The organism is Burkholderia sp. Bp9004 (assembly GCF_003858025.1).
Taxonomy (GTDB): Bacteria; Pseudomonadota; Gammaproteobacteria; order Burkholderiales; family Burkholderiaceae; genus Burkholderia; species Burkholderia diffusa.
The window spans coordinates 16,756-42,158 of sequence record NZ_QTQD01000020.1 but is presented as its reverse complement, the minus strand read 5'-3'; the positions used below and the strand labels follow the sequence as shown (position 1 = coordinate 42,158).

Here is a 25,403-nt window from a genome sequence, read left to right as displayed (position 1 = left end):
AATGAGACTTGTATTTGGGAGAATTGGATGAAAATCGCAAAAAACACCGTCGTGTCGGTCGCTTACAAGCTGTCGGATGCGCAAGGCAATCTGATCGAGGAAAGCGACGAGCCGATGGTTTATCTGCACGGCGGCTATGATGGCACGTTCCCCAAGATCGAGGAACAGCTCGACGGCCAGGAGCCCGGTTACCAGGCGCAGGTTCAGCTCGAGCCGCAGGACGCGTTCGGCGACTACGATCCCGAACTCGTGAAGATCGAGCCGCGCGATCGTTTTCCCGAGCCGATCGAAGTGGGCATGCAGTTCGAAGGCACGCCGGAAGACGGCGACGAGGAAGTGGATTCGCTGATCTACACGGTCACGGACATCGCCGAGGACAAGGTCGTGCTCGACGGCAACCACCCGCTTGCGGGCATGGCGCTGCGATTCGCACTGACGGTCAAGGACGTTCGCGAAGCGACCGAAGACGAGATCGAGCATGAGCACGCGCATGGCGCGGAAGGCCTCGAAATCGTCGACGAGGACGAAGACGAGGACGAGGAAGGCGACGCACCGTCAGGGCGTACCCTGCACTGAGCTGGCAGGCAGGCCGGGCGCCGGCCCTGAAGCAGGGCGCGGCGCGGGCCACGAAGCGCCGTCCGGTGTCGTGCCGTCGCCTTGAAGCGGCGGCGCGACCGACGACGAGTCGGGCAATGCCGGCAAGGCCGGGATCTCCGGCATCTGCGGCAGCGGGACGTTATCGCGCGGCACGACCGGCAGCGCGGGCGGGGTCGGCAGATTCTTCGGGACGTCCTGCACGCTCACGTTGAAGATCGTCTGCCGTGCCGGTGACACGTTGACCTTCACCCACTGACTCGCCGGATGACGCGGTCCGATCGCGACACGCGTCACATTTCCCACCAGCACGCCGTCGTCCGCATGCAGCGGGCGATCGATCAGGAAGCCGTTCGCAAGCGGCTCGCTGCTCGCGTGCACCACCAGGATCGGGCCGCGGAATACCGCCGCCGCCTTCACCAGTGTCCGTTTCAGTTCACGAAAACCGTCGCGGACGCGCGGCCGGTTGAAACGCAACCACGCAAACCGTTCGGCACGCTCATAGCGATCGAACTGCGGATCGCCTTCGAACATCACCACGATCGCGCGCGCTTCGTGCCGCTTCGCATATTCGGCCGCGTGGTCGATCCAGAAGCCGTTCGCGATGATGCGGTCCTCGAATTCGCCGTTCCGCCCGCCGGCCGTCAGATAGTGGTTGTTCGGTGCCGGTGCGTTCAGCGCGACGTAGACGACATCGTCATGCAGCCAGCGCGCGTTTTCGCGATAGGGCCGGAACCGGGCGACTTCACTTTCGCGCGTGATCTGCAGCGCGCCGGGGTCGGGCAGCGCCGCGTCGGCCAGCAGCGTCTGACGCAGGAAGTCCAGACGTTCGACCGGGTCGTAGTTGCCGCCGGCCGCCGTGTTGCACGTTACCCAGTCGTCGTGGCCGGGAATGAACACGAGCGGCACGCGAGATGCGTCGAGGATCGCGCCGCGCTGCGTATACAGCGAGTCGCGGCACGCTTCCTTTGCGCCTTTGATGTTGCCTGCATAGACGACGAAGGCCAGATTGCGCTCGCGCGCGATCGATTCGAACAGCCGTTGCGCGGCTGGCTCGTCGGCCGGCGTATCGATGACGCCCGACACGACCGCGAACGAGTAGGGGGCGGCGGCACGTTTGGGCGGCGCGGCCAGCGCGCCGGCCTGCGCCAGCGCGAGCACCGCCGCGACCAGCGCAGCGGTGGCGCGGGCCGGCCAACCCGACGGGGTACGCTTATGCGTGCCCGTCGGCATCGTGCGAGCGGACGAGCGTGCGCAGTTCGTACAGCAGGTCGAGCGCGTCGCGCGGCTTGAGGTCGTCGGGATCGATGTCGCGCAGCCTTTCGAGTGCCGGATGCGGGATGTTGGACGGTGGAGGCGCATCCGCGCATTCGAGTTCGTCGGTCGCGGCGGGCGGCGCGCTGAACAGGTCGAGCTGCGGCGTATGCTGCGTGGCCGACTGTTGTTCGAGATACGCGAGATGCTTGCGCGCGGCGCGGATCACCGGTGCCGGCACGCCCGCGAGTTGTGCAACCTGCAGCCCGTAGCTCTGGTTCGCCGGGCCTTCGTTGACCGCGTGCAGGAACACGATGCCGTGACCGTGCTCTACGGCCGACAGGTGGACGTTGGCCGCCTGGGGGAATTCGGCGGGCAGTTGCGTCAACTCGAAGTAATGCGTCGCGAACAGCGTGTAGCAGCCGTTTTGCGCCAGCAGATGACGCGCGATGGCCCATGCGAGCGCGAGGCCGTCGAACGTCGACGTGCCGCGGCCGATTTCGTCCATCAGCACGAGGCTCTGCGGTGTCGCGTCGTTCAGGATCGCAGCCGCTTCGGTCATCTCGACCATGAAGGTCGAGCGGCCGCCGGCGAGGTCGTCGGCCGCGCCGATTCGCGTGAATATCCGGTCGATCGGGCCGAAGCAGGCCGACTTCGCCGGCACGTAGCTGCCGACGTATGCCATCAGCGCGATCAGCGCCGTCTGCCGCATGAAGGTCGACTTACCGCCCATGTTCGGGCCGGTGATCAGCAGCAGTTTGCGCTCGGCGCCGAACCGGCAGTCGTTTGCGATGAACTGCTCGACCTGCGCTTCGACGACGGGGTGACGCCCCTGTTCGATTTCGATGCCGATTTCGTCGGTGAAGGCGGGTGCGACCCAGTCGAGCGTGCGTGCGCGCTCGGCGAACGCGGCGAGCACGTCGAGCTCCGCGAGCGCCAACGCGACGCGCTGACACTCGGCAATGAACGGCAGCAGAGCCTGCAATACGCCGTCGTACAGCGCGCGCTCGCGGGCCAGCGCGCGTTCCTGCGCGGACAGCGCCTTGTCCTCGAAAGTCTTCAGTTCGGGCGTGATGTAGCGCTCGGCATTCTTCAGCGTCTGGCGGCGGCGATAGTCGTCGGGCACCTTGTCGGTCTGGCCGCGCGTGACCTCGATGTAGAAGCCGTGCACCTTGTTGTATTCGACGCGCAGGTTCGCGATGCCCGTGCGGGTACGCTCACGCGCCTCGAGATCGATCAGGAACTGCCCGCAGTTCTCGGAGATGTCGCGCAGCTCGTCGAGCTCCGCATCGTAGCCGCGCGCGATCACGCCGCCGTCGCGCACCATCGCGGCAGGCTCTGGGGTGATCGCGCTCGTCAGCAGGTCGAGACATTCGGCGGGCGGTTCAAGCGCCGCGTCGATGCGCGTGAGCGCATCCGCGTTCGCGACGATCGCGCCGATGCGTTCGCGCATCGCGGGCAGCGCGGCGAACGTGTCGCGCAGGCTCGACAGATCGCGCGGGCGCGCGGACAGCAGCGCGAGACGCCCGGTGATCCGTTCGACGTCCGCAATCTGGCGCAGTGCGGTTCGCAGGGCGTCGAGGCTCGCGTTCGCGGGCGCTTCGAGCAGTGCGCCGATCGCTTGCTGGCGTGACTGTGCGGCGACGGACGCGCGCGGCGGGTGATGCAGCCAGTGACGCAGCAGGCGGCTGCCCATCGTCGTGCAGCATGTGTCGAGCAGCGAGTACAGCGTTGGCGATTCGGTGCCGCGCAGCGTTTCGGTCAGTTCGAGGTTGCGGCGCGTTGCCGGATCGAGCCCGATGTATTCGGTTTCGTTCTCGACCTTCAGGCTGCGCACGTGACGCAGCTGCTGACCCTGCGTGGCGGCCGCGTACAGCAGCAGTGCGCCGGCAGCTCCGCATGCGCTCGTCAGCGAATGCGCGCCGAAGCCGTCGAGGCCCGCGACGTCGAGCTGGTCGCACAGGCGCTGCGTGCCCGACGCGATATCGAAATGCCATGCCGGCACGCGCTTGATCGCACCGGCGCCGGCGGGCACGGCGTCGGTCGTGCCGTCCGCCGTGAGGATCTCGGCCGGCCGGATGCGTTCGAGCGCGGCGCCGAGCTGCTCGGGTTCGATTTCGGCGAGCCGTAGCGCGCCGCTTGCGAGGTTCAGCCACGCGAGGCCGATGTTGACCGCCACGCCACGCTTGTTGTGGCCCGCGCACATCGCGAGCAGGTAGACGTCGTTCTTGTCGGACAGCAGCGCCGCGTCGGTCAGCGTGCCGGGCGTGACGACGCGCACGACCTTGCGCTCGACCGGCCCCTTCGACGTCGCAGGGTCGCCGATCTGCTCGCAGATCGCGACCGATTCGCCCATCTTTACGAGCTTCGCCAGATACTGTTCGACCGCGTGATGCGGGACGCCGGCCATCTTGATCGGCGTGCCGGCCGATGCGCCGCGCTGCGTGAGGGTTAGATCGAGCAGACGCGCCGCTCTCTCCGCATCCTCGAAGAACAGTTCGTAGAAGTCGCCCATCCGGTAGAAGACGAGCGTGTCGGGGTGATCGGCCTTGATGCGCAGGTACTGCTGCATCATTGGAGTGACGGGGGCAGGTGCGGCCGTGGGTGGCGTGCTCATGTGATCGGGAAAAGTTGCTTTGGTTGCCCAAGTTTACCAGCGGCCCGAACCGGACACCTCGAAGTTCGCCATTCGGCCAGTTGTCGCCTATAACCTTTGACATGATGTCGTCCAGTGAGTGGGAAGGACGATACGGGGCGCGCGATATTTGCGAAATGGAATTGCTTGAGATCCATCATTGCGGCAATGCAATGATGCTCGGCCATCCAGAGTGTGGGCTCATCCTCGCCACTGCGTTACTTCGGCCATCGCCATGACGGCTCCGAGAGATGCTCCGCAAAATAATCGGACAGCACCGCCACCTTCGCCGGACGTGCACGCGCCGATGGCGTGACGAAGTAAAGGCCGCCCTTCGTCAGCGACCAGTCGGTGAGGATCGCCTCAAGGCGGCCATCGGCCAGATATTCGCTGGCGACGAATTCGGGCAACTCGGCAATTGCGAGGCCGTCGAGCAGCGTGGGCAGCAGCGCATCGGAATTCGTCACGCGCAACGGGCCGGTCGGCTTGACCGGCTCCTCCTCGCCTGCAGCGTTCGTGAAGCGCCACAAATCGCTGCGCGCGCGATACGCGTATGAAAGGCATGGCCGGTCCGCCAGCTCGCGCGGATGCGCGGGCCGCCCTTCGCGCTTCAGGTACGCGGGCGACGCCACCACGAATTGTGTGACCGGGCACAGGCGTCGTGCCACCAGCGACGAATCAGGCAGCGCGGCAATGCGCAGTGCGGCGTCAAACCCATCGGCAACCAGATCGACTGACGCATCCGAAAGATGCAGGTCGATCGACACCTCCGGATACGCGCGAAAAAACGCGGGCAGCAGCGGCGCGACCCAGCGCAGCCCGAACGACATCGGTACAGCCAGGCGCACCAGTCCGCGCGGCTGCACCGACATTTCGCGCGCGGCGCTTTCTGCTTCTTCGGCCTGACGGTAGATCTCTCCGGCCTTATCGCAGATCGTCCGGCCGAACTCGGTGAGCGAGAGTTGGCGCGACGTGCGGTTGAAGAGCCGCGCGCCCAACCGGTCTTCGAGACGGGCGACGCCCCGCGAGACCGTCGCCACCGACACGCCCATCGCGCGCGCCGCGGCCGCGAACGATCCTTCCTCCGCGACCTTCGCGAACATAGCAAGTCCTTCGAAATCAGGCAGCTTCGCCATTTCCCCTCATCTTTTCATTTTTGCAACGTTTGATTGCAATCAATTCTATTTCGATAAGCCTTGGACGTCGATATTCTCCTCACATCGCAGCACGAAACACCGAACGCAGTCATCCACTTACCGAACGAACGGAGAAGCACCATGGCACGCAAGCTCGACAACAAGATTGCACTCGTTACCGGCGCAACCAGCGGCATCGGCCTCGCCACCGCACAGCGTTTCGCGGCAGAAGGCGCGCACGTCTACCTCACCGGCCGCCGTCAGGCTGAACTAGATGCCGCAGTGAAGGGCATCCGCGAAGCGGGCGGCAACGCGACGGGGGTACGTGTCGATTCCACAAAGCTGGGTGAGCTCGACGCGCTGTATGCGCAGATCAAGGAAGAACAGGGGCGTCTCGACGTGCTGTTCGCCAACGCCGGCGGCGGTTCGATGCTGTCGCTTGGCAGCATCACCGAAGAACACTACGACGACACCTTCGATCGCAATGTGAAGGGCGTGCTCTTCACGGTGCAAAAAGCGTTGCCGCTGCTCACCGAGGGGGCGTCGGTGATTCTTACCGGTTCAACGGCAGGCAGCGCGGGCACGGCTGCATTCAGCGTGTATTCGGCTTCGAAAGCCGCGGTGCGCGCCTTCGTACGCAGCTGGATTCTCGATCTGAAGGATCGCCGCGTCCGGGTCAATACAATCAGCCCGGGTGCGACGCGCACGCCCGGCTTGCTCGACCTCGCCGGTGACGATGCAGTCCAACGCCAGGGTCTTGCCGATTACCTGGCTGCCCAGATCCCGATGGGGCGCCTCGGCGAGCCCGGAGAGATCGCAAGCGCTGCGTTGTTCCTTGCGTCGGACGACGCGAGCTTCGTGAACGGCATCGAGCTGTTCGTCGATGGCGGGCAGCAGCAGATCTAAGCGCCTGCTGGATGTCTGTGATCGGTGGGTAACGGTCGATCCTCGAAAGAGCCAGCGTAGGTCGTGGCGTAGGTTCGTGCGCCGAGCCTTATCAGGTAAGGCGCGAGTACTGCCGCATCATCGGAGTGCGGCCAGCAAAGGCCTCGGGCGACAGCGTGGTCATAGATCCGGCATCAAGTTGTTGCTTGAGTTTCCCAAGTTTGCCAGTGGCTTTGACGAATACGGTCGAAGTTGGCCGATAGGCCAGCAGATCGCGCGATCCGACTCCGTGTCCGGCAACAATTCTGGCTCGTGCGGCTTGGCCGGTCGGATGGCCCCAAGGGATAGCGCCGGTGCTTGTCTTGCCGGCATGACGCTTATCGATCAGCCAAGGCGGGCAGGCGGCCTGTCGACCAACCGAATCTCGATACGGGTTGCGGCGTCGTGCTGAAACTCCGTCCCGGCACTTGTTAGGAGGCCGCTGCGCCGTTGACCTGAGTCAATCGGGGGCGATCGACTCCGCTTAAAGTGAATTCACGTCGGAATTGATGGACGCGCGGCAAGGGATACGACGTGCGGTCCGCTACTGACGGAGCCGGCTCGGCAAATCGAGCTTCTGCAGGGAAGACGTCGTGAAAGAGGCATCATGAGATCCCCATCCTTTGCCATGCTTGCCGCATTATTCGCGGGGTGTGCCGCGTCGATGACCGCCAATGCGCAGACGTTGGACAAAATCTCCCGGTCCAATCAAATCGTTGTTTCGTACAGGGAAGCCGCCGTGCCGTTCAGCTACCTGCTGACACCGCATAAAGCCGTCGGCTTTTCGATGGACGTAACGGAAGCAATCGTCGACGACGTTCGCAAGGTACTTCGCAGACCGGATCTGAAGGTCGCTTACGTGCCGGTCACCGGTCAAAATCGAATTCCGCTGCTCGTCAATGGCACCTACGATCTGGAGTGCGGGTCGACGACAAACACCTCGGCGCGTGGCAAGGACGTCGCGTTTTCGATCAATTACTTTTATGCCGGTACGCGGCTGATGGCAAAACGGGCGTCACGCATTGGCGACTATGCCGACCTCGCGCATAAGGCCGTCGTGACAGTCAGCGGGAGTACGAACGAAAAAACGCTGCGACGCCAACTCGAAGCGCAGCACATCGATGCCGAAGTCGTGCTGACAAAGGACTACGCCGACGCACTAAAGATCGTCGCGGACGACAAAGCGGCAGCGCTCGCCCTCGATGACGTTCTGCTTTATGGGCTCAGGGCCAACGCGGACGACCCGAGTACGTGGGCCGTGACGGGAGACGCGTTGCAGGTGGAGCCATACGCATGCATGGTGCGCAAAGACGATCCGGCGTTCAAGCGACTCGTCGATGGCACGCTCACTCGGCTCATGAAGAGTGGCGAATTCACTCGCCTGTACGCAAAATGGTTTGAATCACCTATTCCGCCACATGGTGCGAATCTTGACATGCCGATGAGCGCGGCACTAAAGGGAAATCTGGTCACGCGCAGCGATCGACCTGCGCAGTGACGATCGATCGGCGTGGCGCAGGTCTTGGCGTAGCTTTGTGCGCCAAGACTTGTCGGATCATGCCGGACAAGAAAGAGATGCCCGCTTGCGAAAGCGAGGCGTCGCTCATGCGGCCCTCAAACGTTGTCCGTGCGCCAACGACGCGGTGTAACGCCGGTGACGCGCGTAAATGTTCTCGTGAAGTGGCTCTGGTCGGCGAAGCCGCATGCATCCGAGATCATTTGCAGGGGCATGGACGACGTGCGCATGTACATCATTGCTTGCTCGATGCGCTGATTGATCAGCCAGCGATGGGGCGGTAACCCGGTGGTCTGATGAAAGGCTTTGACGAAATGGCCGCGAGACAGGCCGCATGCTTTCGCCACATCGGCAATCGATATGTTCCCGGTTAGGTGTTCGAGAAGAAGTCCTTTCGCCATTCGCTCCTGCCACGCAGTGAGTTTGCAGGTCGACTTCTCCCGGCGCTCGCTGACGCCGCCATACAGGCGCGCGACATGCGCCTGGAAGGCGAGCGCGACATGGTCGATAAAAAGCTGAGATGCATGCTCGGGCTGCGCTAAAGCGGGGAGCAGAGCGTGGCCCAGCCGCTGGATGATCGGATCCGTCGCACTCAAATGCGGCGGCAAGTAAAGCTGTGGTCGCTGCCTGCCTCCGATTTCATCGACCGTCTCCTCCAGCGTTCGGCGAGGGAGGTGAAAATGGATGCAGTCGAACGCCCCCTTCAGGTCGGAAACCCATCTGCGATCGAGGTCATGAATCGTGACGGTCCCTGCGTCATAGGGGACAAAGCGGGCAACGCGTCCGTCAAGCCACAATTCCTGTTCGCCGAACGCACGCAATTGCAACACGATGAGATCTGCGTCTTCAAGTTCATATGGCGCAGTTCGGCCAATGTTTCTACGAGATGTCTTCAGTCGGCTGATGCCGACCTGGGAATGCGGCAACGTCTGCGTAATCACGCTTTGCCTGAGGTCAGCCGGCATGAAATCAGATGACGCGTTGTCTGACTGTGCAGCGGCCATGGATGCGTGGAAACGTAGAGAACCTGGGCGCCAAGTGTACCAAAGCGAAATCAGGCCCGGCGTCAGTCGTGTTCGGCATACCGGCCTCTGAATGGCCGCGGCGCATCGCAAAGGCCGGAGATCACGGTCGGAGACCGTCGGCCCGATGTGGCGATTGGAGCTCGCCCCGGGCAAGCATTGAAAATGCAGGCTTGACTCGGCGCATGGGCATACGTGCGCCGAGCCCGGCCTGCAATATCAGGACGTGTGCGCCGACATCAGATCGAGCGCCACCGCCTGCGCGACTTCGATACCGTCGATCGCTGCGGAATAGATGCCGCCCGCATACCCTGCGCCTTCGCCGGCCGGATACAGGCCTTCGACGTTCACGCTCTGGTAATCGTCCTTGCGCCGGATCCGGATCGGGGACGACGTGCGCGTCTCCACGCCGGTGAGCACCGCATCGTGCATCGCGAAGCCGGCGATCTTCTTGTCGATTTGCGGCAGCGCTTCACGAATGGCTTCGATCACGTAGTCGGGCAGCGCGGTGCTGAGATCGGTCGGGCGCACGCCCGGTTTGTACGACGGCACCACGGAGCCGAGCGACGTCGACGGCCGGCCCGCGATGAAATCGCCGACCAGCTGGCCCGGCGCGCTGTAATCGCCGCCACCGAGCTCGAACGCGCGTTCTTCCCATTTGCGCTGGAACGCGATGCCCGCAAGCGGTCCGCCCGGATAGTCTTCCGGCGTGATGCCGACGACGATGCCCGCATTCGCGTTGCGCTCGGCGCGGGAATACTGGCTCATGCCGTTGGTGACCACGCGGCCCGGCTCGGAGGTCGCCGCGACCACCGTGCCGCCGGGGCACATGCAGAAGCTGTAGACCGCGCGTCCGTTGCTGCAGTGATGGACGACCTTGTAGTCGGCCGCGCCGAGTTGCTTGTGACCCGCGAACTTGCCGAAGCGGCTGCGATCGATCAGCCCCTGCGGATGTTCGATCCGGAAACCCAGCGAGAACGGCTTCGCTTCGACGTACACGCCGCGCTCGTGCAGCATCTGGAACGTGTCTCGCGCGCTGTGGCCCACGGCCAGCACCACGTGATCGCACCGGAGCGTTTCGCCGTTCGACAGCGTCAGCGAGCGCACCTTGCCCTGGTCGATTTCGATGTCCTCGACCCGGGTTTCGAAGCGCACTTCACCGCCCAGTTCGTGGATGGTCGCGCGCATCTTTTCCACCATGCTGACGAGGCGGAACGTGCCGATGTGCGGCCGGCTCAGGTACAGGATGTCTTCCGGCGCGCCGGCCTTGACGAATTCGTCGAGCACCTTGCGGCCGTAGTGGTGGGGATCCTTGATCTGGCTGTAAAGCTTGCCGTCGGAAAACGTCCCGGCCCCGCCTTCGCCAAACTGCACGTTGGACTCGGGATTGAGGACGCTCTTGCGCCACAGGCCGAAGGTGTCCTTGGTGCGCTCGCGCACGGCCTTGCCGCGCTCGAGGATGATGGGGCGGAAACCCATCTGCGCGAGGATCAGGCCGGCAAACAGGCCGCACGGCCCCATGCCGATGACGACGGGGCGCAGGAAGTTGGCGTGCTCGGGCGCCTTCGTGACGAAGTGGTACGCCATGTCGGGCGTCACGCCGCAATGCGGCGTGCCGGCGAGTCGCGGAAGCACGGCCGCTTCGTCCTTGACTTCGACGTCGACGATATACGTGAGCTTGATGTCGGCGCGCTTGCGCGCATCGTGCGCACGGCGGAACACCGTGTAACGGAGGAGCCCGTCTGCCGGCACGCCAAGCTCCGCGAGGCGCGCACGGATCGCGGCCTCGAGGGCGCTCTCGGGGTGGTCGAGCGGGAGTTTAAGTTCGCTTAGCCGTAACATGAGTATTCGGATACGGTCGCCACGAAGTCGTGGCGGTGTTGAGACGGGCGGGGCGGCGTGCCGGCGGCAGCGGTGCTGGGTCAGCCGCGCCGCGCGGGCGCGGCCCGGATTTACTCCGCTGCCGGATGTACGCGGCTGTAGCGGTTCAGGATCGGGATCATCTGCGCGTAGATCTTCGGGTTCGCCGCGACGATCTCATGACGATGCAGGAAGTCGGCGTCGCCCGTGTAGTTGCCGACGAGGCCGCCGGCTTCGGTGATCAGCAGGCTGCCCGCCGCCATGTCCCACACGTTGATGCCCTGCTCGAAGAACGCATCGAGACGGCCGGCCGCGACGTTCGCGAGGTCGAGCGCGGCCGCGCCCGGACGGCGCAGCCCCGTGCACGCCTGCGTCATTTCGGTGAACAGGCGCGCATATGCGTCGAGGCCGTCCTTTTCGCGGAACGGGAAGCCGGTCCCCACCAGCGCGTCCGCCAGGCGGTCGCGACGGCCGACGCGGATGCGGCGGTCGTTCAGGTACGCGCCGCGGCCGCGGGTGGCCGTGAACAGATCGTTCTTGTTCGGATCGTAGATGACGGCCTGCGTGACGACGCCCTTGTGCTCGAGCGCGATCGACACGCAGTAGTACGGGAAGCCGTGGATGAAGTTGGTCGTGCCGTCGAGCGGATCGATGATCCACTTGAATTCGGATTCGTTCTCGGATTCGCCCGATTCCTCCGCGAGGATCGCGTGGTCGGGGTAGGCGGTCTTCAGCGTCTCGATGATCGCCTCTTCGGCGGCCTTGTCCACTTCGGTGACGAAGTCATTCTGTTGCTTCTTGCGGATCTCGATCAGGTCGAGGTCGAGGGAGGCACGGTTGATGATCTGTCCGGCGCGGCGCGCAGCCTTGACAGCGATGTTGAGCATGGGATGCATGAGCCTGGATCCTGTAGCCGGCGGCACGGGCCGCCACGAAGTGGAACACACCGCCCGGAACGGCGCAAACGTGCCGGGCGAGATGAGACGCGAATTGACAAAGAGCAGGGTACGACCCGTGTCGCACGGGATGCGACACGTAAACGCATGATTTTACCCGATTTTCGAGAGTTTCAGGTGGCCGGAATGCGGGGAAACCCCACTGGCCGTCCGGACGAGTGGGTTTGCCGGGGCGATGGCGATACCATACTGCCATTCTGATGAACCGAGTCGTATGTAGTGGAAACCCCGCAGAATCCCGCCGCGCCGTCCGAATCGGGCACGGCCTCGCCCCTGCCGCCGTCCGGCGGCTTCACGTCCACCCGTTTCGTGCTCGTCGAGCCGAGCCATCCCGGCAATGTCGGGGCGGCCGCCCGCGCGCTGAAGACGATGGGTTTCTCCAGGCTCGTACTGGTTGCGCCGCGCGTGCCGCATGTGCAGAGCGACCCCGAAGCGATCGCGATGGCGAGCGGCGCGGATGACGTCCTCGCGTCCGCGCATGTCGTGCCCACGCTCGGCGACGCACTGTCCGGCGTCCACTGGTCGATCGCGCTGACTGCCCGCACGCGCGAATACGGGCCGCCGCGCCTTGCGCCGCGCGCGGCCGCCGAACAGGCGTGCACGCAGGTCGGCACCGGCGACGTCGCGTTCGTGTTCGGCAACGAGCGCACGGGTCTCGCGAACGAGCACGTCGAACAGTGCAGCGCGCTCGCGCACATCCCGGCGAATCCGGCTTACAGCTCGCTGAACCTCGCGCAGGCCGTGCAGGTGCTCGCGTATGAACTGCGCGTCGCGCTCCTGGAGCAGGGGAGCGAGCCGTCGCACCGGGCGCCGGCGGAAGCCGGCACGCTCGCGCAGAGCGATGAGATCGAGCGGATGTACGCGCACCTCGAGAACGCGCTGATCGCGCTCGATTTTCTCGATCCGCGCAATCCGAAGAAGCTGATGCCGCGGCTGCGGCGCCTGTTCGCACGCACCGGTCTCGAGCGCGAGGAAGTCAACATCCTGCGCGGCATCGCGAAGCACATCCTGCTGAAATCCGGCACGCCCGAGGGCGACGCGTAAGCGGGTCGGCACGCCGGCTACCGGGCGCTCGCGCGCCGGGCGGCTGCGTTCCCGCCGCGAACGCCGCGTTGCATCGGCCGCTCGATGTCAGTGACCTGGTTGGCGCCGATCCACCGGATGGCCTCGTCGACAGGCTGCTACGGGCGTTCCGCACGAATACCCGTGCCGCCGGCGGGGTGAACGCGCGACGCCGTGCGGCCGCGCGCGAGTGGCCCTACAATCGGCGGACGTCATAAGCAAATTACCCGGTGCGATAACGGCCGGCCATTGCCGGCGGGGCACGCCGGCCTTTTCCCAGCCCAGACCAGATCATGTTCACTAGACTGCGCGAAGACGTTGCGACGATTCGCGAGCGGGATCCCGCCGCTCGCAGTGCCTGGGAAGTGCTGACCTGTTACCCGGGGCTGCAGGCGCTCGTGCTGCATCGCTTCGCGCATGCATGCTGGCGCGCGAAACGCTACTGGCTCGCACGCTTCGCGTCGCAGGCCGGGCGCTTCCTGACGGGTATCGAGATTCACCCGGGCGCGACGATCGGCCGGCGCGTGTTCATCGATCACGGGATGGGTGTCGTGATCGGCGAAACCGCAATCGTCGGTGACGACTGCACGATCTATCAGGGCGTGACGCTCGGCGGCACCTCGCTCACGCGCGGCGCGAAGCGCCACCCGACGCTCGAGGCCGGCGTGATCGTCGGCGCGGGCGCGAAGGTGCTCGGCGGTTTCACGGTCGGCGCGGGCGCGAAGATCGGTTCGAACGCGGTCGTCGTGAAGCCGGTGCCGGCAGGTGGCACCGCGGTCGGCAATCCGGCGCGCATCGTGATGCCGGCGCAATCGAAGCCGCAGCCCGAGCGCGCCGCATTCTGCGCGTACGGGATCACGCCGAACGCGGACGACCCGATGTCACTCGCGATTCACGGCCTGATCGACCACGCGGCGAAGGAAAGCCGGCGCGTGGACGAGATCGTCGCGGCGCTCGAGCAACTCGGCGCGCATCTGGAAACGCTGCAGGGCGCGGACGCAGCGCGTCTCGATCTGCGCAGGCTGTCGGCGGTGCTGGAGGGCAAGGCGCTCGAGCGCCAGTCGTAACGCGGTGCACGCCGGCGGCGGCCGGCAGTGCCGATCGAGTCAGTCGAGCGGCATCGCGTGGATGCCTTCGGCGTCGACGCGCAGATAGCCGCCGCGCGGCTTGCCGTGGTCGAGATCCCAGTCCGGCAGTACCCAGCGAATCCCGCCCGGTTCGGCGTGACTTGCGGGGCGATGCGTGTGGCCGTGAATGATTACGCTCGCGCGGCTCTTCCGGAACAGCGCGGCGATGCCTTCACGCGTGACGTCGTAGCGCGGCGAAGCGGGGCGCATCCGTCCCGCTTCGCTGTTCGAGCGCATCCGTTGCGCGAGCGCGCAACGCCAGCGGAACGGCCACGCGAGAAACAGTGCTTGCGCGATGCCATTGCGGGCAAACCGCCGAAATATCTGGTAGCCGCGATCGGCCGTGCATTGCGCGTCGCCGTGCGCGAGCACGATGCGCTGGCCGAACGACGTGATCAGCGCCGGGTCCGGCAGCAGCATCGCGCCGGCCGCCTTCATGAAGCGCCGGCCGAGCAGGAAATCGCGATTGCCGTGCATCACGTAGAGCGCGATCCCGCGTTCCGAGAACGTATGCATCAGCGCGGCCATGCGCGCCGCGAACGGATCGTGGTCGAGCACGTCGTCGCCGATCCAGTATTCGAACAGGTCGCCGAGGATGAACACCGAGTCGGCGCTGTCGGCCGTGTATTTCACGAAATGCTCGAACGCGGCGACCGTCTTCGGAATCGCCTCGCTCAAGTGCAGATCGGAGAGAAACAGGAACGGGCGTGCGGCTTGCGCGTATTCGCGCTCGCCCGGCACGCCCGCGGAGACGCTTCGCGGCGGACTCTCCTGCAACATCGAAGTGCCTCCGTAACGGACTATGCGTCAGACCACCACGGCCTTTTCGATCACGACGTCGTCGGTCGGGACGTCCTGGTGGAAGCCCGCGTTGCCCGTCTTGACGCCCTTGATCTTGTCGACCACGTCCTGGCCTTCGACGACCTTGCCGAACACCGCGTAACCCCAGCCCTGCGGCGTCGGCGACGAGTGGTTCAGGAAGTCGTTGTCGTTCACGTTGATGAAGAACTGGGCGGTCGCCGAGTGCGGATCGTTCGTGCGCGCCATCGCGATCGTGTAGTTGTCGTTCTTCAGGCCGTTGTTTGCTTCGTTGTCGATCGGCGCGTCGGTCGGCTTCTGCTTCAGGCCCGGCTCGAAGCCGCCGCCTTGAATCATGAAGCCGTTGATCACGCGGTGGAACACCGTGCCGTCATAGTGACCCTTCTTCACGTAGTTGAGGAAGTTCTCGACCGTCTTCGGTGCCTTGGCGGCGTCCAGCTCGAGCTTGATCACGCCGTGGTTCGTGTGCAGTTCAACCATGATGAATTCCTTCGGTAAGGCGGTTTAAATGGCACGCGGCCGGTCGTGCGACGCGGCCGCGTGTGGCGCCGGACGTGCCGGCAGGTGCTTATTTCGAGACGATGCTGGCCGACTCGATCAGGACCGGCTGGGCCGGTACGTCCTGCATCGGGCCGCGCGAGGTCGTCGCCACGCCTTCGATCTTCTTCACGACGTCGAGGCCCGACACGACCTTGCCGAACACCGCATAGCCGTTGCCGTCCGGGTTCGGGTAGTCGAGGCCGCTGTTGTCGACCGTGTTGATGAAGAACTGCGCGGTGGCCGAATTCGGATCGCTGGTACGCGCCATCGCGATCGTGCCCGTCAGGTTCTTCAGACCATTGCGGCTTTCCAGCGGGATCGGCGCGCGGGTCGGCTTCTCCTCGAAGTTGGTCTTGTAGCCGCCGCCCTGGATCATGAAGCCCTTGATCACGCGATGGAAGATCGTGCCGTTGTACTGGCCGGCCTTCACGTAATCGAGGAAGTTGGCGACCGTCTTCGGCGCCTTCTCCGGATAGAGCTCGACGCGGATGTCGCCCTGCGAGGTCTTCAGCTGCACGACGGGGTGCGCGGTGGCCGATTGCGCGAACGCGGGCGCGGTCGCGAGAAGGGCGGCGCCGCCAAGCGCCAGCAACAGACGTTTCATTGCGATCCTCAGATTGGGAGGGAAGGAAGGTTGCGCCGCTTACTGCGACGGCGCGACGTACGGCGCTGTCAGCGCACCGGACGGACCATTGAACTGGAACGTCGGCGACATCGGCAGCGTGGTGGTGCTCACGTTCGCGGCGGCGCGATCGGTGTACGCGCGCGTGGCGGGCGTGACGGCGCGCGCGTTCGCTGCCGCCTTCGGTGGCGACACGATCTTCTGCAGGTCGGCGAGGCGTTGCGCAGTCGCGCCGCTCGTGCGGCCGAGCGATTGCGCGCGCTTGTACGATTCGGCCGCGAGGCGCAGATAAAGGTCGCCGAGGTTCTCGTACGCGAGCGAGTAGCTCGGGTTCGATTGCGTCGCGATGACGAGTGCGCTGCGCGCTTCGTCGTAGCGGCCGTGCTTCGCGTAGAGCGCGGCGAGGTTGTTGTACGGTTCGGGCAGTTCGGGGTAGGCCTGCGTGATCGCGACGAACTGCTGGATCGCGTCGTCGTCGCGGTTCAGGCGGGCGAGCACGGTGCCGCGCTTGAACTGCGCCTGCACGTCGTGCGGGTTCGACGCGATGCGCGCGTCGAGCTGCGCGAGCGCCTGCTTCCACTGCTTGCCGGCGATCGACGCGTCGATTTCGGGGGTGCCGTCGGCGACCGCAGGGGCCTTCTGCGCATGCGCCGCGGGAGCCGCGAAAAGCGTCAGCGCGACGCTCATGACGGTGGTCGCGACGAGGGTCGCAGCGCTCGGCGCGCGGCCGCGATGAGGTTTCATAGGCGTAAATCGGAATGTTATACTCCGAGCCATTCTAACAAAACGTCTGCGCGTTCCGGCGAGCGGCAGACAGTCTTTCTTAGCCTCTCGTGGCCGTCACCGCTGTGCTTGCAGCCTGACCGCCCCATGTGATATCGAGGACGCGCGGCCTGGTGCCGCGGCAGATGGTCCGTCCGTTTCGCATGCTGGGCGAGCTTCGCCAGGGCGGTTTCCTTCGGCTCACGGTTCATCTCTATGGAATCACTGCGCATCTACAACACGCTCGCGCGTGACAAGCAAGTTTTCGTGCCGCGCCAGCCCGGCGAAGTGCGGATGTACGTATGCGGAATCACCGTCTACGACTATTGTCACGTGGGCCACGCGCGCATGCTGGTCGTGTTCGACCTCGTCCAGCGCTGGCTGCGTGCGATCGGCTATCGGGTCACGTACGTGCGCAACATCACCGACATCGAGGACAAGATCATCCGCCGCGCGGTCGAGAACGGCGAGACGATCAAGTCGCTGACCGACCGGTTCATCGACGCGATGCACGAGGATGAAGCTGCGCTCGGCATCCAGCGGCCCGACGTCGAGCCGCGCGCGACGCAGTTCATCCCGCAGATGCTCGGCATGATCGAGGCGCTCGAGGCGAACGGCTACGCGTACCAGGCGACCGACGGCGACGTCAATTACTCGGTGCGCAAGTTCGCTAACTACGGGAAGCTGTCGGGCAAGTCGCTCGACGACCTCCGCGCGGGCGAACGCGTCGCCGCGAACGACGCGAAGCAGGATCCGCTCGATTTCGTGCTGTGGAAGCGCGCGAAGGACGACGAGCCGGAGGGCGCGTCGTGGGCGTCGAAGTACGGGACGGGCCGCCCGGGCTGGCACATCGAGTGCTCGGCGATGGGTTGCTCGCTGCTCGGCAACCATTTCGACATCCACGGCGGCGGGCAGGATCTGCAATTCCCGCACCACGAGAACGAAATCGCGCAGAGCGAAGGCGCGACCGGCGAGACGTTCGTCAACTACTGGATGCACAACGGCTTCGTGCAGGTCGACAACGAGAAGATGTCGAAGTCGCTCGGCAACTTCTTCACGATCCGCGAAGTGCTCGAGCGCTACGACGCCGAGGTCATGCGCTTCTTCATCGTGCGCACGCACTACCGGTCGCCGCTCAACTACAGCGACGTGCATCTCGACGATGCGCGCGCGTCGCTCACGCGCCTGTATACGGCGCTGAAGGATGTCGAGCCGGACGCGCTCGCGCTCGACTGGAACGAGCCGTATGCGCAGCGTTTCGCGGCCGCGATGAACGACGACATCAACACGCCGGTCGCGGTGGCGACGCTGTTCGAGCTGGCGGGCGAAGTCAACCGCACGCGCGATGCCTCGCTCGCGCGGCAACTGAAACAGCTGGCGGGCCTGCTGGGCCTGCTGGGCCGCGAACCGCGCGCGTTCCTGCAGCAGGGCACTGGTGCCGCACAGGCAGGCGGGGTCGCAGCGGAAGAAATCGAAGCGAAGATCGCCGCGCGCGTCGCGGCGAAGCAAGCGAAGGACTATGCCGAAGCGGACCGGATTCGGGCGGAACTGCTCGACGCCGGCATCGCACTTGAAGACAAACCGGGCGGATCGACCGAATGGCGTCGCGTATGAGCGCGGTGCGTTCCACTGACCGATCCGTCAGGTAGGAGGCAAGATGGCAACGGCCAGAAAAGCGCCGGTCAGGCGCGCGACTCCGCTCGCCGCGCGTCCGGCGGCCAAGCGCGCGCCAGCGGCGAAGGCGGACGCGACGCGCGCCGTGCCGAACGGCGCGCTCAACGGTCATGCGAGGCCAGCGCGCGGGAAGGGCGCGGATGCGGCGCAGCCGGAGGTCGCGATGGCGGCCGCCGACGCGGCCCGCAAGGTGCGTGCAGCCGATGCGGCAGTCGACGGCGCCGACGGTGCCGTGCGTCCCGCATACTGGGACAAGGCGTGCGCCGATCTCGTCAAGCGCGACCGCATCCTGAAGAAGCTGATCCCGAAGTTCGGCCCCGCACACCTCGTGAAGCGCGGCGACCCGTTCGTCACGCTCGCGCGTTCGGTCGTCGGCCAACAGATCTCGGTGCCGTCCGCACAGGCACTGTGGGCGCGCATCGAGGATGCGTGTCCGAAACTCGCACCGCAGCCGGTCATCCGGCTCGGCGCGGACAAGCTGATCGCGTGCGGATTGTCGAAGCGCAAGACGGAATATATTCTCGATCTCGCGCAACACTTCGTGTCCGGCGCGCTGCACGTCGACAAATGGACGTCGATGGACGACGAGGATGTGATCGCCGAACTCACGCAGATCCGCGGCATCAGTCGCTGGACGGCCGAGATGTTCCTGATCTTCAACCTGTCGCGGCCGGACGTGCTGCCGCTCGACGATCCGGGCCTGATCCGCGCGATCAGCGTCAATTATTTCAGCGGGGAGCCTGTCACGCGCAGCGAGGCGCGTGAAGTGGCCGCCAACTGGGAGCCGTGGCGTACCGTCGCGACCTGGTACATGTGGCGCAGTCTCGACACGCCGGACGCCGGCGCCGATTGACGGCTATCGGGTTTTAAACATCAATAGTTGAGAACCGGTCTTGCACGTCGCCCGCGCGGGTAGAATACGCGCTGCTGCAAGACCCAAGGATTCGAACACATGAAGACCACGTTTCTGGATTTCGAACAGCCGATCGCCGAACTCGAGGCCAAGATCGAAGAGCTGCGATTCGTGCAGGACGACTCGGCTGTCGATATTTCGGAAGAAATCGAGCGGTTGTCGAAGAAGAGCCAGCAACTGACGAAGGACCTCTACGCGAATCTGTCGCCGTGGCAGGTCTCGCAGATCGCGCGGCATCCGCAGCGTCCGTACACGCTCGATTACGTTGCGGAACTGTTTACCGATTTTCACGAACTGCATGGCGACCGCGCATTCGCGGACGATATTTCGATCGTCGGCGGTCTCGCGCGCTTCGGCGGCCATCCGTGCATGGTGATCGGCCATCAGAAGGGCCGCGACACGAAGGAACGCGCCGCGCGCAACTTCGGGATGCCCCGTCCGGAAGGCTATCGCAAGGCCGAACGCCTGATGCGTCTTGCCGAGAAGTTCGGGCTGCCGATCTTCACGTTCGTCGACACGCCGGGCGCGTATCCGGGCATCGGCGCGGAAGAGCGCGGCCAGTCGGAGGCGATCGGTCGCAACCTGTACGTGATGGCCGAACTGAAGACGCCGATCATCACGACCGTGATCGGCGAGGGCGGTTCGGGCGGCGCGCTCGCGATCGCCGTGGCCGACACCGTGATGATGCTGCAGTTCTCGACCTACTCGGTGATCTCGCCGGAAGGCTGCGCATCGATCCTGTGGAAGAGCGCCGCGAAGGCGCCCGAGGCTGCGGAAGCGCTGGGCCTGACCGCGCATCGCCTGAAGGCGCTCGGCCTGATCGACAAGATCATCAACGAGCCGCTCGGCGGCGCGCATCGCGATCCGAAGGGCATGGCCGCGCTGCTGCGCCGTGCGCTCGCCGATTCGCTGCGCCAGTTCCAGGGCATGAGCATCGATGCGCTGCGCGAGCGCCGCTTCGAGCGCCTGATGGCCTACGGCAAGTTCAAGGAAACCACGCCCGGCGCATGACCGGCGTGTTCGCATCGCGCGCCGTCCGGCGCGCGTCCGTCTCGTGATCCCCTCGACCGAATTCTCCGCCGACCGCGTCGTTCTCGACGCGGTCGGCGTTGCGCTTGCCGATCTGCCGGCCAATGCGCGCATCGCGATCGCGTACAGCGGCGGCCTCGACTCGACCGTGCTGCTCGACGCGGCCGTGCGCGTGGCGGGCGCATCGCGCTGCGTCGCGTTGCACGTGCATCACGGCCTGAGTGCGAACGCCGACGCATGGGTCGCGCATACGCAGGAGACGGCCGAGCGACTCGGCGTCGCGTTCGAATCGGAACGTGTCGACGTGCCGCGCGACAGCGGCCTCGGTGTCGAGGCGACCGCGCGCGAGCGCCGCTACGCGGCGCTCGACGCGATGTGCGAACGTCATGGCGTGGCCGCGCTCTGGGTCGCGCAGCATGCCGACGACCAGGCGGAGACCGTGCTGCTGCAGTTGCTGCGCGGCGCGGGGATTGCAGGCCTGGCCGCGATGGCGCCGCGTTATCGCCCTGGCGGTACGAGCGTCGAACGCGTGCGACCGCTGCTGCGATTGTTGCGCGCGCAACTGGAGCGCTACGCAGCGCAGCGCGAGCTGACGTGGATAGACGACGAATCGAACGGCGATACGCGCTATGCGCGCAATGCGCTGCGCCTTGACGTGCTGCCGTCGCTCGCCGTGCATTTCCCGGGCTTTCGCGATGCGCTGGGCCGCGCGGCCCAGCATGCGGCCGCCGCGCAACGGCTGCTCGACGATCTCGCCGAACTGGATTTCGCCGGCGTCGCGCGGGACGAGGGCCACGCGCTGTCGCGCGATGCGCTGGTCGCGTTTGACGACACGCGCGGCGCGAACCTGCTGCGTTTCTGGATGCGCCGGCTCGGCTTGCCCGGCGCATCGGCAGGGCGGCTCGCGAACATGATGCGGCAACTGCGCGCCGCGCACGACTCGCATGCGCTGCGGATCGATCACGCGGGGCAGTGTCTGCGACTCTATCGCGACACCGTGTACTGGGAGGCGGGCGACAGCGCCGAGCCGGCCGACGACGGTGCCGGAACGCCGCACCCCGAATCCTCGCTTGCGTGGGACGGCCAGGAAGTCTGGCACGTACCGGCATGGCGCGGCACGTTCGTATTCGCGCCGGCCGAAGCCGGCAGCGACGGCGCGGTGCCGGAGGCGCTGCTGCGAAGCGCCGCGCTCACCGCGCGCGCGCGCGCGGGCGGCGAGCGACTGCGTACGTCGCCCGGCGGCCCGGGCCGCACGCTGAAGAACCTGTTCCAGGAGCGCGGCGTGCCGGCCTGGCAGCGTGACGTGCCGCTGCTGTTCGCGGGCGACCGGCTCGTCTACGTGCCGCGGCTCGGCGTGAATCACGGCGACGGGCTGTCCGGCGACGGCGGATGGCGCCGGATCGAGTGGCGTCCCGACCTGCTGATCGCGTAGCGCCTGCACGCTTCCGGCCGCGCGATCGCGCGCCGGTTTTCACCATTTGGTAAACAGCGCCGGAACGCTTGCCAAACCGGCGGGCGGCTTGTCAAGCGGGCCTCTATCGGGTACGCTCGGTCGTTTGCTCGGCTCGATTTTTGAGCGATTTGTGCAGGTTTTCCGCGTGACGTACCCGGTTTGCGCGGCCTGATCGGCCTTCCGGGCAAAATCCGTCACGCTTGCGTGTTGCGTCCCAGCCGTCCCCCTCGTCGTCCGTCCACAGCCACAAGCCGCGTGACCGAACGGCAACGCGGCCTGCCCAGCGCGCCCGTGCGGCTTCTCCTTCTGTTCAGAACGACAATGGCACTCATCGTACACAAATACGGCGGCACTTCGATGGGCTCGGTCGAGCGCATCAAGAACGTCGCGAAACGCGTCGCAAAATGGCATCAGGCCGGGCACCAGATGGTGGTCGTGCCGTCCGCGATGTCCGGCGAAACCAACCGTCTGCTAGGGCTCGCGAAAGAGATTTCGAGCCAGCCGAGCCCGCGTGAGCTCGACATGATCGCGTCGACCGGCGAGCAGGTCAGCGTCGGCCTGCTGTCGATCGCCCTGCAGGAAATCGGCGTCGAGGCCGTGAGCTATGCCGGCTGGCAAGTGCCGATCAAGACCGACAGCGCGTTCACGAAGGCGCGTATCCACTCGATCGACGACGAGCGCGTGAAGGCCGATCTGAACGCCGGCAAGGTCGTGATCATCACGGGCTTCCAGGGCGTCGATCCTGATGGCCACATCACGACGCTGGGCCGCGGCGGCTCGGACACGTCGGCGGTGGCGGTCGCGGCCGCGCTGGATGCCGAAGAGTGCCTGATCTATACGGACGTCGACGGCGTCTACACGACCGACCCGCGCGTGGTCGAAGAGGCGCGACGCCTTGATCGCGTGACGTTCGAGGAAATGCTGGAAATGGCCAGCCTCGGCTCGAAGGTCTTGCAGATCCGCTCGGTCGAATTCGCCGGCAAATACCAGGTGAAGACGCGCGTGCTGTCGAGCCTGACCGATCCGCTGATTGCGCTCGACGAAGAAATGCGCTCGGGCACCCTGATTACTTTTGAAGAAGACGAGACCATGGAAAAGGCAGTCATTTCCGGCATCGCGTTCCAGCGCGACGAAGCACGCATTGCGGTGATGGGCGTGCCCGACAAGCCGGGCATCGCGTATCAGATCCTCGGCCCGGTTGCCGATGCGAACGTCGACGTCGACATGATCATCCAGAACCAGAGCGTCGAAGGCAAGACGGACTTCACGTTCACGGTCGGCCGCGGCGACTACCAGAAGGCAATGGACATCCTTACCAACCAGGTGCAGGGCCATGTGAGCGCAGAGCGCGTGCAGGGCGACCCGAAGGTGTCGAAAGTGTCGGTCGTCGGCGTCGGCATGCGTTCGCACGTGGGCGTCGCGAGCAAGATGTTCCGCACGCTGTCGGAAGAGGGCATCAACATCCAGATGATCTCGACGTCCGAAATCAAGATTTCGGTGCTGATCGACGAGAAATACATGGAGCTGGCTGTTCGCGCGCTGCACAAGGCATTCGAACTTGATCAGGCCGCGTGAATTTTTTGTGATGCATTGAAGAAAATGCATCATAGAAATTGACCAACGGCTCCAAACCCTATATGATCTTGTTCTCGTCGCACTGCCTCCCTGGTGCGAGCGAAGGTTTGGGAGACGTGGCCGAGAGGTCGAAGGCACTCCCCTGCTAAGGGAGCATCTGGGCCAAAACCTGGATCGAGGGTTCGAATCCCTCCGTCTCCGCCAAAAGCGGTGACAAAGCCCCGCAAGTTCTCGGACTTGCGGGGCTTTTTCTTTTCCGCTGCGCTGACGGGTTCGCCGCCCGTCGCCACGCTGTCGTCCGGATAGCCAATCAATGCTCGACTTGAGCGGCGCTCATGCGCTAAATAGGCGTATCGCCTCGCGCGGCTCAATCCGGAGTTCCGGCACGCATGCATTCCGTACTCACCATCCTTTCGCATCGACCTGTCGACGGGCTTGTCGACAATCACGGACGTTACGCGCGAGGCCGCGGCTACCGGCACGCGATCGTCGACGGCACGCACGTATACGGCGAGCGTCAGCAGGTGCTCCACAAGTACCACGCGATCATCGCGCAGCTCGTCGCGATGGAGCAGGGTGCGTTGCTGCTCGTGCTCGATCCGTTCTCGGTCGTGTTCGGCCAGCATGCGTTGCCGGATGTCGCGGACGGTTATGACGCGATCGTCACGACGCAGACGTCGAAGTCGCCGTTGCCCGCCGCAAGCGGCATGATTTTTCGCAACGTGCCCGACGTGCGCGAGCGCTTGCGCAAGTTGGTGGTCGAGCTCGGCAAGTGGGCGATGCGCCTGCCCGAGCGGCAACATGCGTGCGAGGCAACGCTGCTTGCCGAGCAATTCCCGCCGCTGCCGTTCGATCAGCCGCTCGCGACCGGCTATTTCGCGTCGGCCCAGACAGTGTGGGGCGACGGGCTTGCGATCGACGGCGTCGTCGGTGCGCATCCGCTCGTGGCGCACCACGCGCCGGAATGGCAGCAGATCGATGGCGTATGGGCGCCGACGCCCGACTACGACTTTCGCTACGTGCTCGCGCTCGTCGACGATGCGGCGCGCGTTCAGCGGGGCGAGCAGCCGCGCGCGATGGACGACTGGCGCGCCGCGCAGCAACGAACGCGCGAGCCGGCGCGGCACCTGAACCCGCATGCAGACATCGCGTTCGTGAGTCTGCACACGTCGCACATCGCCGGTTACGGCGATCTCCACGAAGAGAACTTCGTTCGCTATTGCGCGCGACACGGCTATGCGTACCACGCGTATCGCGAGCCGCCCGCGTTCCTGCCGGCCGGGGTCGATGCGAACTGGGCGAAGCTGCACCTGATTCGCGAACATCTGCCGGATCACGCGTTCGTGTTCTGGGTCGACGCCGATATCCTCGCGATCGACCAGCGGCAGACGGTCGACAGCGTGATCGACGGCCGCGATTTCGTGATCGGCACCGATCACACGGCCTGGGCGATCAACTCGTGCATGATCGGCGTGCGCAACGTCGCGCCGATGCGCGAACTGGTCGAGCGCATATGCGCGCGCATCGAGAATATCGGCGATCGGTCGTCGGTCTATGCGAGCGGCGGCGATCAGCAGGCGATCTATGTCGAACTGTTGGAGGCGGCCATGATCGACGCGCGCTATATCGTCGATGCGACGTCGCTCGCGTCGTCGCCGGTCTATGCGACGCGCGACAGCCGTTTCGTCCATTTCCCCGCGCAACACAACCACTATCGAGCGGTGACGATGCGCGTGTGGGACAGGCAGAGCCATCAGCGCTAACGGAATGCGCCGCGACTTCCGGTGTTCCGGATCGCGCCGATCGGCCGTCATTGAAGTGAAAATGAAAGTATCGATGTAAGGATTGAATCGGTCTCATTCATCCTTCCCCGCATTCACCGCCTGCGCCCCGAAGAATCGGTCTTCAGACAAAAATGCGGCATCGCACC

The 25,403-nt window shown here is 65.3% G+C and carries 21 protein-coding genes, 1 tRNA gene and 1 pseudogene; 12 read left to right on the top strand and 11 right to left on the bottom strand.

Going from position 1 to position 25,403, the window contains the following annotated elements:
• The first annotated feature begins 27 nt into the window (after nt 1-27).
• Nucleotides 28-576, top strand: a complete 549-nt coding sequence (locus DIE08_RS21470) for a peptidylprolyl isomerase (RefSeq protein ID WP_124903469.1) — start codon at nt 28-30, stop codon at nt 574-576.
• Here the strand turns inward: DIE08_RS21470 and DIE08_RS21465 are convergent.
• The 3 genes from DIE08_RS21465 to DIE08_RS21455 all read right to left on the bottom strand — a co-directional run bounded on the left by DIE08_RS21465 (nt 556) and on the right by DIE08_RS21455 (nt 5,619).
• Complete coding sequence (locus DIE08_RS21465; protein WP_124903467.1) at nt 556-1,827, bottom strand: hypothetical protein; 1,272 nt, start codon at nt 1,825-1,827, stop codon at nt 556-558. The two genes, DIE08_RS21470 and DIE08_RS21465, sit on opposite strands and share 21 nt — an antisense overlap.
• On the bottom strand, nt 1,808-4,465 hold the full coding sequence (gene mutS / locus DIE08_RS21460) for a DNA mismatch repair protein MutS (RefSeq protein ID WP_124903465.1): 2,658 nt from the start codon (nt 4,463-4,465) through the stop codon (nt 1,808-1,810). The genes DIE08_RS21465 and mutS overlap by 20 nt, the downstream gene beginning before the upstream one ends.
• Before the next feature lie 236 nt (nt 4,466-4,701).
• The gene (locus tag DIE08_RS21455) at nt 4,702-5,619 is read right to left on the bottom strand and encodes a LysR family transcriptional regulator (RefSeq protein WP_124903463.1); all 918 of its coding nucleotides are present in this window, start codon (nt 5,617-5,619) and stop codon (nt 4,702-4,704) included.
• Nucleotides 5,620-5,760: 141 nt separating this feature from the next.
• On the opposite strand from DIE08_RS21455, the gene DIE08_RS21450 reads away from it, so the two are divergent.
• Entirely contained in the window at nt 5,761-6,525 is a 765-nt protein-coding gene (locus DIE08_RS21450; RefSeq protein WP_124903461.1) for an SDR family NAD(P)-dependent oxidoreductase, read from the top strand.
• Between the two features lie 625 nt (nt 6,526-7,150).
• Nucleotides 7,151-8,041, top strand: a complete 891-nt coding sequence (locus tag DIE08_RS21445; RefSeq protein WP_124903459.1) for a transporter substrate-binding domain-containing protein — start codon at nt 7,151-7,153, stop codon at nt 8,039-8,041.
• A 116-nt stretch (nt 8,042-8,157) separates the two neighbouring features.
• Here DIE08_RS21445 and DIE08_RS21440 read toward each other — a convergent pair whose 3' ends face one another.
• The 3 genes from DIE08_RS21440 to DIE08_RS21430 form a co-directional block, all read right to left on the bottom strand.
• The gene (locus DIE08_RS21440; protein WP_124903457.1) at nt 8,158-9,063 is read right to left on the bottom strand and encodes an AraC family transcriptional regulator; all 906 of its coding nucleotides are present in this window, start codon (nt 9,061-9,063) and stop codon (nt 8,158-8,160) included.
• Between the two features lie 237 nt (nt 9,064-9,300).
• Entirely contained in the window at nt 9,301-10,923 is a 1,623-nt protein-coding gene (locus DIE08_RS21435) for an NAD(P)/FAD-dependent oxidoreductase (protein WP_124903455.1), read from the bottom strand.
• Between the two features lie 110 nt (nt 10,924-11,033).
• On the bottom strand, nt 11,034-11,837 hold the full coding sequence (locus DIE08_RS21430) for an inositol monophosphatase family protein (RefSeq protein WP_059607917.1): 804 nt from the start codon (nt 11,835-11,837) through the stop codon (nt 11,034-11,036).
• 279 nt (nt 11,838-12,116) lie between these two features.
• On the opposite strand from DIE08_RS21430, the gene DIE08_RS21425 reads away from it, so the two are divergent.
• Both DIE08_RS21425 and cysE read left to right on the top strand, forming a co-directional pair.
• The gene (locus DIE08_RS21425; protein ID WP_124903453.1) at nt 12,117-12,941 is read left to right on the top strand and encodes an RNA methyltransferase; all 825 of its coding nucleotides are present in this window, start codon (nt 12,117-12,119) and stop codon (nt 12,939-12,941) included.
• Between the two features lie 311 nt (nt 12,942-13,252).
• Complete coding sequence (gene cysE / locus DIE08_RS21420; protein WP_124903451.1) at nt 13,253-14,026, top strand: serine O-acetyltransferase; 774 nt, start codon at nt 13,253-13,255, stop codon at nt 14,024-14,026.
• Between the two features lie 39 nt (nt 14,027-14,065).
• Here the strand turns inward: cysE and DIE08_RS21415 are convergent, their stop codons facing one another.
• From DIE08_RS21415 to DIE08_RS21400, 4 genes are all read right to left on the bottom strand, one after another.
• Complete coding sequence (locus DIE08_RS21415) at nt 14,066-14,866, bottom strand: UDP-2,3-diacylglucosamine diphosphatase (protein WP_059607914.1); 801 nt, start codon at nt 14,864-14,866, stop codon at nt 14,066-14,068.
• 27 nt (nt 14,867-14,893) lie between these two features.
• Entirely contained in the window at nt 14,894-15,385 is a 492-nt protein-coding gene (locus DIE08_RS21410) for a peptidylprolyl isomerase (protein ID WP_006483987.1), read from the bottom strand.
• An 88-nt stretch (nt 15,386-15,473) separates the two neighbouring features.
• A complete protein-coding gene (locus DIE08_RS21405; RefSeq protein ID WP_012364186.1) occupies nt 15,474-16,049 on the bottom strand; it encodes a peptidylprolyl isomerase in 576 nt (191 codons plus the stop codon).
• A 39-nt stretch (nt 16,050-16,088) separates the two neighbouring features.
• On the bottom strand, nt 16,089-16,811 hold the full coding sequence (locus tag DIE08_RS21400) for a tetratricopeptide repeat protein (protein ID WP_185715884.1): 723 nt from the start codon (nt 16,809-16,811) through the stop codon (nt 16,089-16,091).
• Nucleotides 16,812-17,045: 234 nt separating this feature from the next.
• On the opposite strand from DIE08_RS21400, the gene cysS reads away from it, so the two are divergent.
• From cysS to tilS, 4 genes are all read left to right on the top strand, one after another.
• Nucleotides 17,046-18,443 carry a cysteine--tRNA ligase gene (cysS, locus tag DIE08_RS21390; RefSeq protein ID WP_124903449.1) on the top strand — a complete coding sequence of 466 codons (1,398 nt, stop codon included), beginning with the start codon at nt 17,046-17,048 and terminating at the stop codon, nt 18,441-18,443.
• A 43-nt stretch (nt 18,444-18,486) separates the two neighbouring features.
• Nucleotides 18,487-19,356 (top strand): DNA-3-methyladenine glycosylase, encoded by an 870-nt coding sequence (locus DIE08_RS21385; protein ID WP_059607911.1) that lies wholly within the window; start codon nt 18,487-18,489, stop codon nt 19,354-19,356.
• 99 nt (nt 19,357-19,455) lie between these two features.
• A complete protein-coding gene (locus DIE08_RS21380; RefSeq protein WP_059607910.1) occupies nt 19,456-20,427 on the top strand; it encodes an acetyl-CoA carboxylase carboxyltransferase subunit alpha in 972 nt (323 codons plus the stop codon).
• Nucleotides 20,428-20,470: 43 nt separating this feature from the next.
• On the top strand, nt 20,471-21,877 hold the full coding sequence (gene tilS / locus DIE08_RS21375; protein WP_124903447.1) for a tRNA lysidine(34) synthetase TilS: 1,407 nt from the start codon (nt 20,471-20,473) through the stop codon (nt 21,875-21,877).
• Nucleotides 21,878-21,999: 122 nt separating this feature from the next.
• Here the strand turns inward: tilS and DIE08_RS36725 are convergent.
• Nucleotides 22,000-22,237, bottom strand: a pseudogene (locus DIE08_RS36725) (hypothetical protein); the annotation flags it as partial.
• On the opposite strand from DIE08_RS36725, the gene DIE08_RS21370 reads away from it, so the two are divergent.
• The 3 genes from DIE08_RS21370 to DIE08_RS21360 all read left to right on the top strand — a co-directional run bounded on the left by DIE08_RS21370 (nt 22,220) and on the right by DIE08_RS21360 (nt 25,236).
• Nucleotides 22,220-23,473: an aspartate kinase gene (locus DIE08_RS21370; protein ID WP_040144529.1), complete on the top strand. Its 1,254-nt coding sequence runs from the start codon at nt 22,220-22,222 to the stop codon at nt 23,471-23,473. The pseudogene DIE08_RS36725 and the gene DIE08_RS21370 sit on opposite strands and share 18 nt — an antisense overlap.
• A 110-nt stretch (nt 23,474-23,583) precedes the next feature.
• Nucleotides 23,584-23,677 (top strand) — tRNA-Ser (locus DIE08_RS21365).
• 185 nt (nt 23,678-23,862) lie between these two features.
• Nucleotides 23,863-25,236, top strand: a complete 1,374-nt coding sequence (locus DIE08_RS21360; protein ID WP_124903445.1) for a hypothetical protein — start codon at nt 23,863-23,865, stop codon at nt 25,234-25,236.
• The last annotated feature ends 167 nt before the right edge of the window (nt 25,237-25,403 follow it).

Coding starts and splice junctions, on each gene's coding strand:
- DIE08_RS21435 (WP_124903455.1), bottom strand. CDS start 10,923: ATGTTACGGCTAAGCGAACTTAAACTCCCGCTCGACCACCCCGAGAGC.
- DIE08_RS21450 (WP_124903461.1), top strand. CDS start 5,761: ATGGCACGCAAGCTCGACAACAAGATTGCACTCGTTACCGGCGCAACC.
- DIE08_RS21440 (WP_124903457.1), bottom strand. CDS start 9,063: ATGGCCGCTGCACAGTCAGACAACGCGTCATCTGATTTCATGCCGGCT.
- DIE08_RS21385 (WP_059607911.1), top strand. CDS start 18,487: ATGGCAACGGCCAGAAAAGCGCCGGTCAGGCGCGCGACTCCGCTCGCC.
- DIE08_RS21380 (WP_059607910.1), top strand. CDS start 19,456: ATGAAGACCACGTTTCTGGATTTCGAACAGCCGATCGCCGAACTCGAG.
- cysS (WP_124903449.1), top strand. CDS start 17,046: ATGGAATCACTGCGCATCTACAACACGCTCGCGCGTGACAAGCAAGTT.
- DIE08_RS21455 (WP_124903463.1), bottom strand. CDS start 5,619: ATGGCGAAGCTGCCTGATTTCGAAGGACTTGCTATGTTCGCGAAGGTC.
- DIE08_RS21465 (WP_124903467.1), bottom strand. CDS start 1,827: ATGCCGACGGGCACGCATAAGCGTACCCCGTCGGGTTGGCCGGCCCGC.
- DIE08_RS21470 (WP_124903469.1), top strand. CDS start 28: ATGAAAATCGCAAAAAACACCGTCGTGTCGGTCGCTTACAAGCTGTCG.
- DIE08_RS21430 (WP_059607917.1), bottom strand. CDS start 11,837: ATGCATCCCATGCTCAACATCGCTGTCAAGGCTGCGCGCCGCGCCGGA.
- DIE08_RS21405 (WP_012364186.1), bottom strand. CDS start 16,049: ATGAAACGTCTGTTGCTGGCGCTTGGCGGCGCCGCCCTTCTCGCGACC.
- DIE08_RS21360 (WP_124903445.1), top strand. CDS start 23,863: ATGCATTCCGTACTCACCATCCTTTCGCATCGACCTGTCGACGGGCTT.
- DIE08_RS21410 (WP_006483987.1), bottom strand. CDS start 15,385: ATGGTTGAACTGCACACGAACCACGGCGTGATCAAGCTCGAGCTGGAC.
- mutS (WP_124903465.1), bottom strand. CDS start 4,465: ATGAGCACGCCACCCACGGCCGCACCTGCCCCCGTCACTCCAATGATG.
- DIE08_RS21370 (WP_040144529.1), top strand. CDS start 22,220: ATGGCACTCATCGTACACAAATACGGCGGCACTTCGATGGGCTCGGTC.
- DIE08_RS21445 (WP_124903459.1), top strand. CDS start 7,151: ATGAGATCCCCATCCTTTGCCATGCTTGCCGCATTATTCGCGGGGTGT.
- DIE08_RS21415 (WP_059607914.1), bottom strand. CDS start 14,866: ATGTTGCAGGAGAGTCCGCCGCGAAGCGTCTCCGCGGGCGTGCCGGGC.
- DIE08_RS21400 (WP_185715884.1), bottom strand. CDS start 16,811: ATGAAACCTCATCGCGGCCGCGCGCCGAGCGCTGCGACCCTCGTCGCG.
- cysE (WP_124903451.1), top strand. CDS start 13,253: ATGTTCACTAGACTGCGCGAAGACGTTGCGACGATTCGCGAGCGGGAT.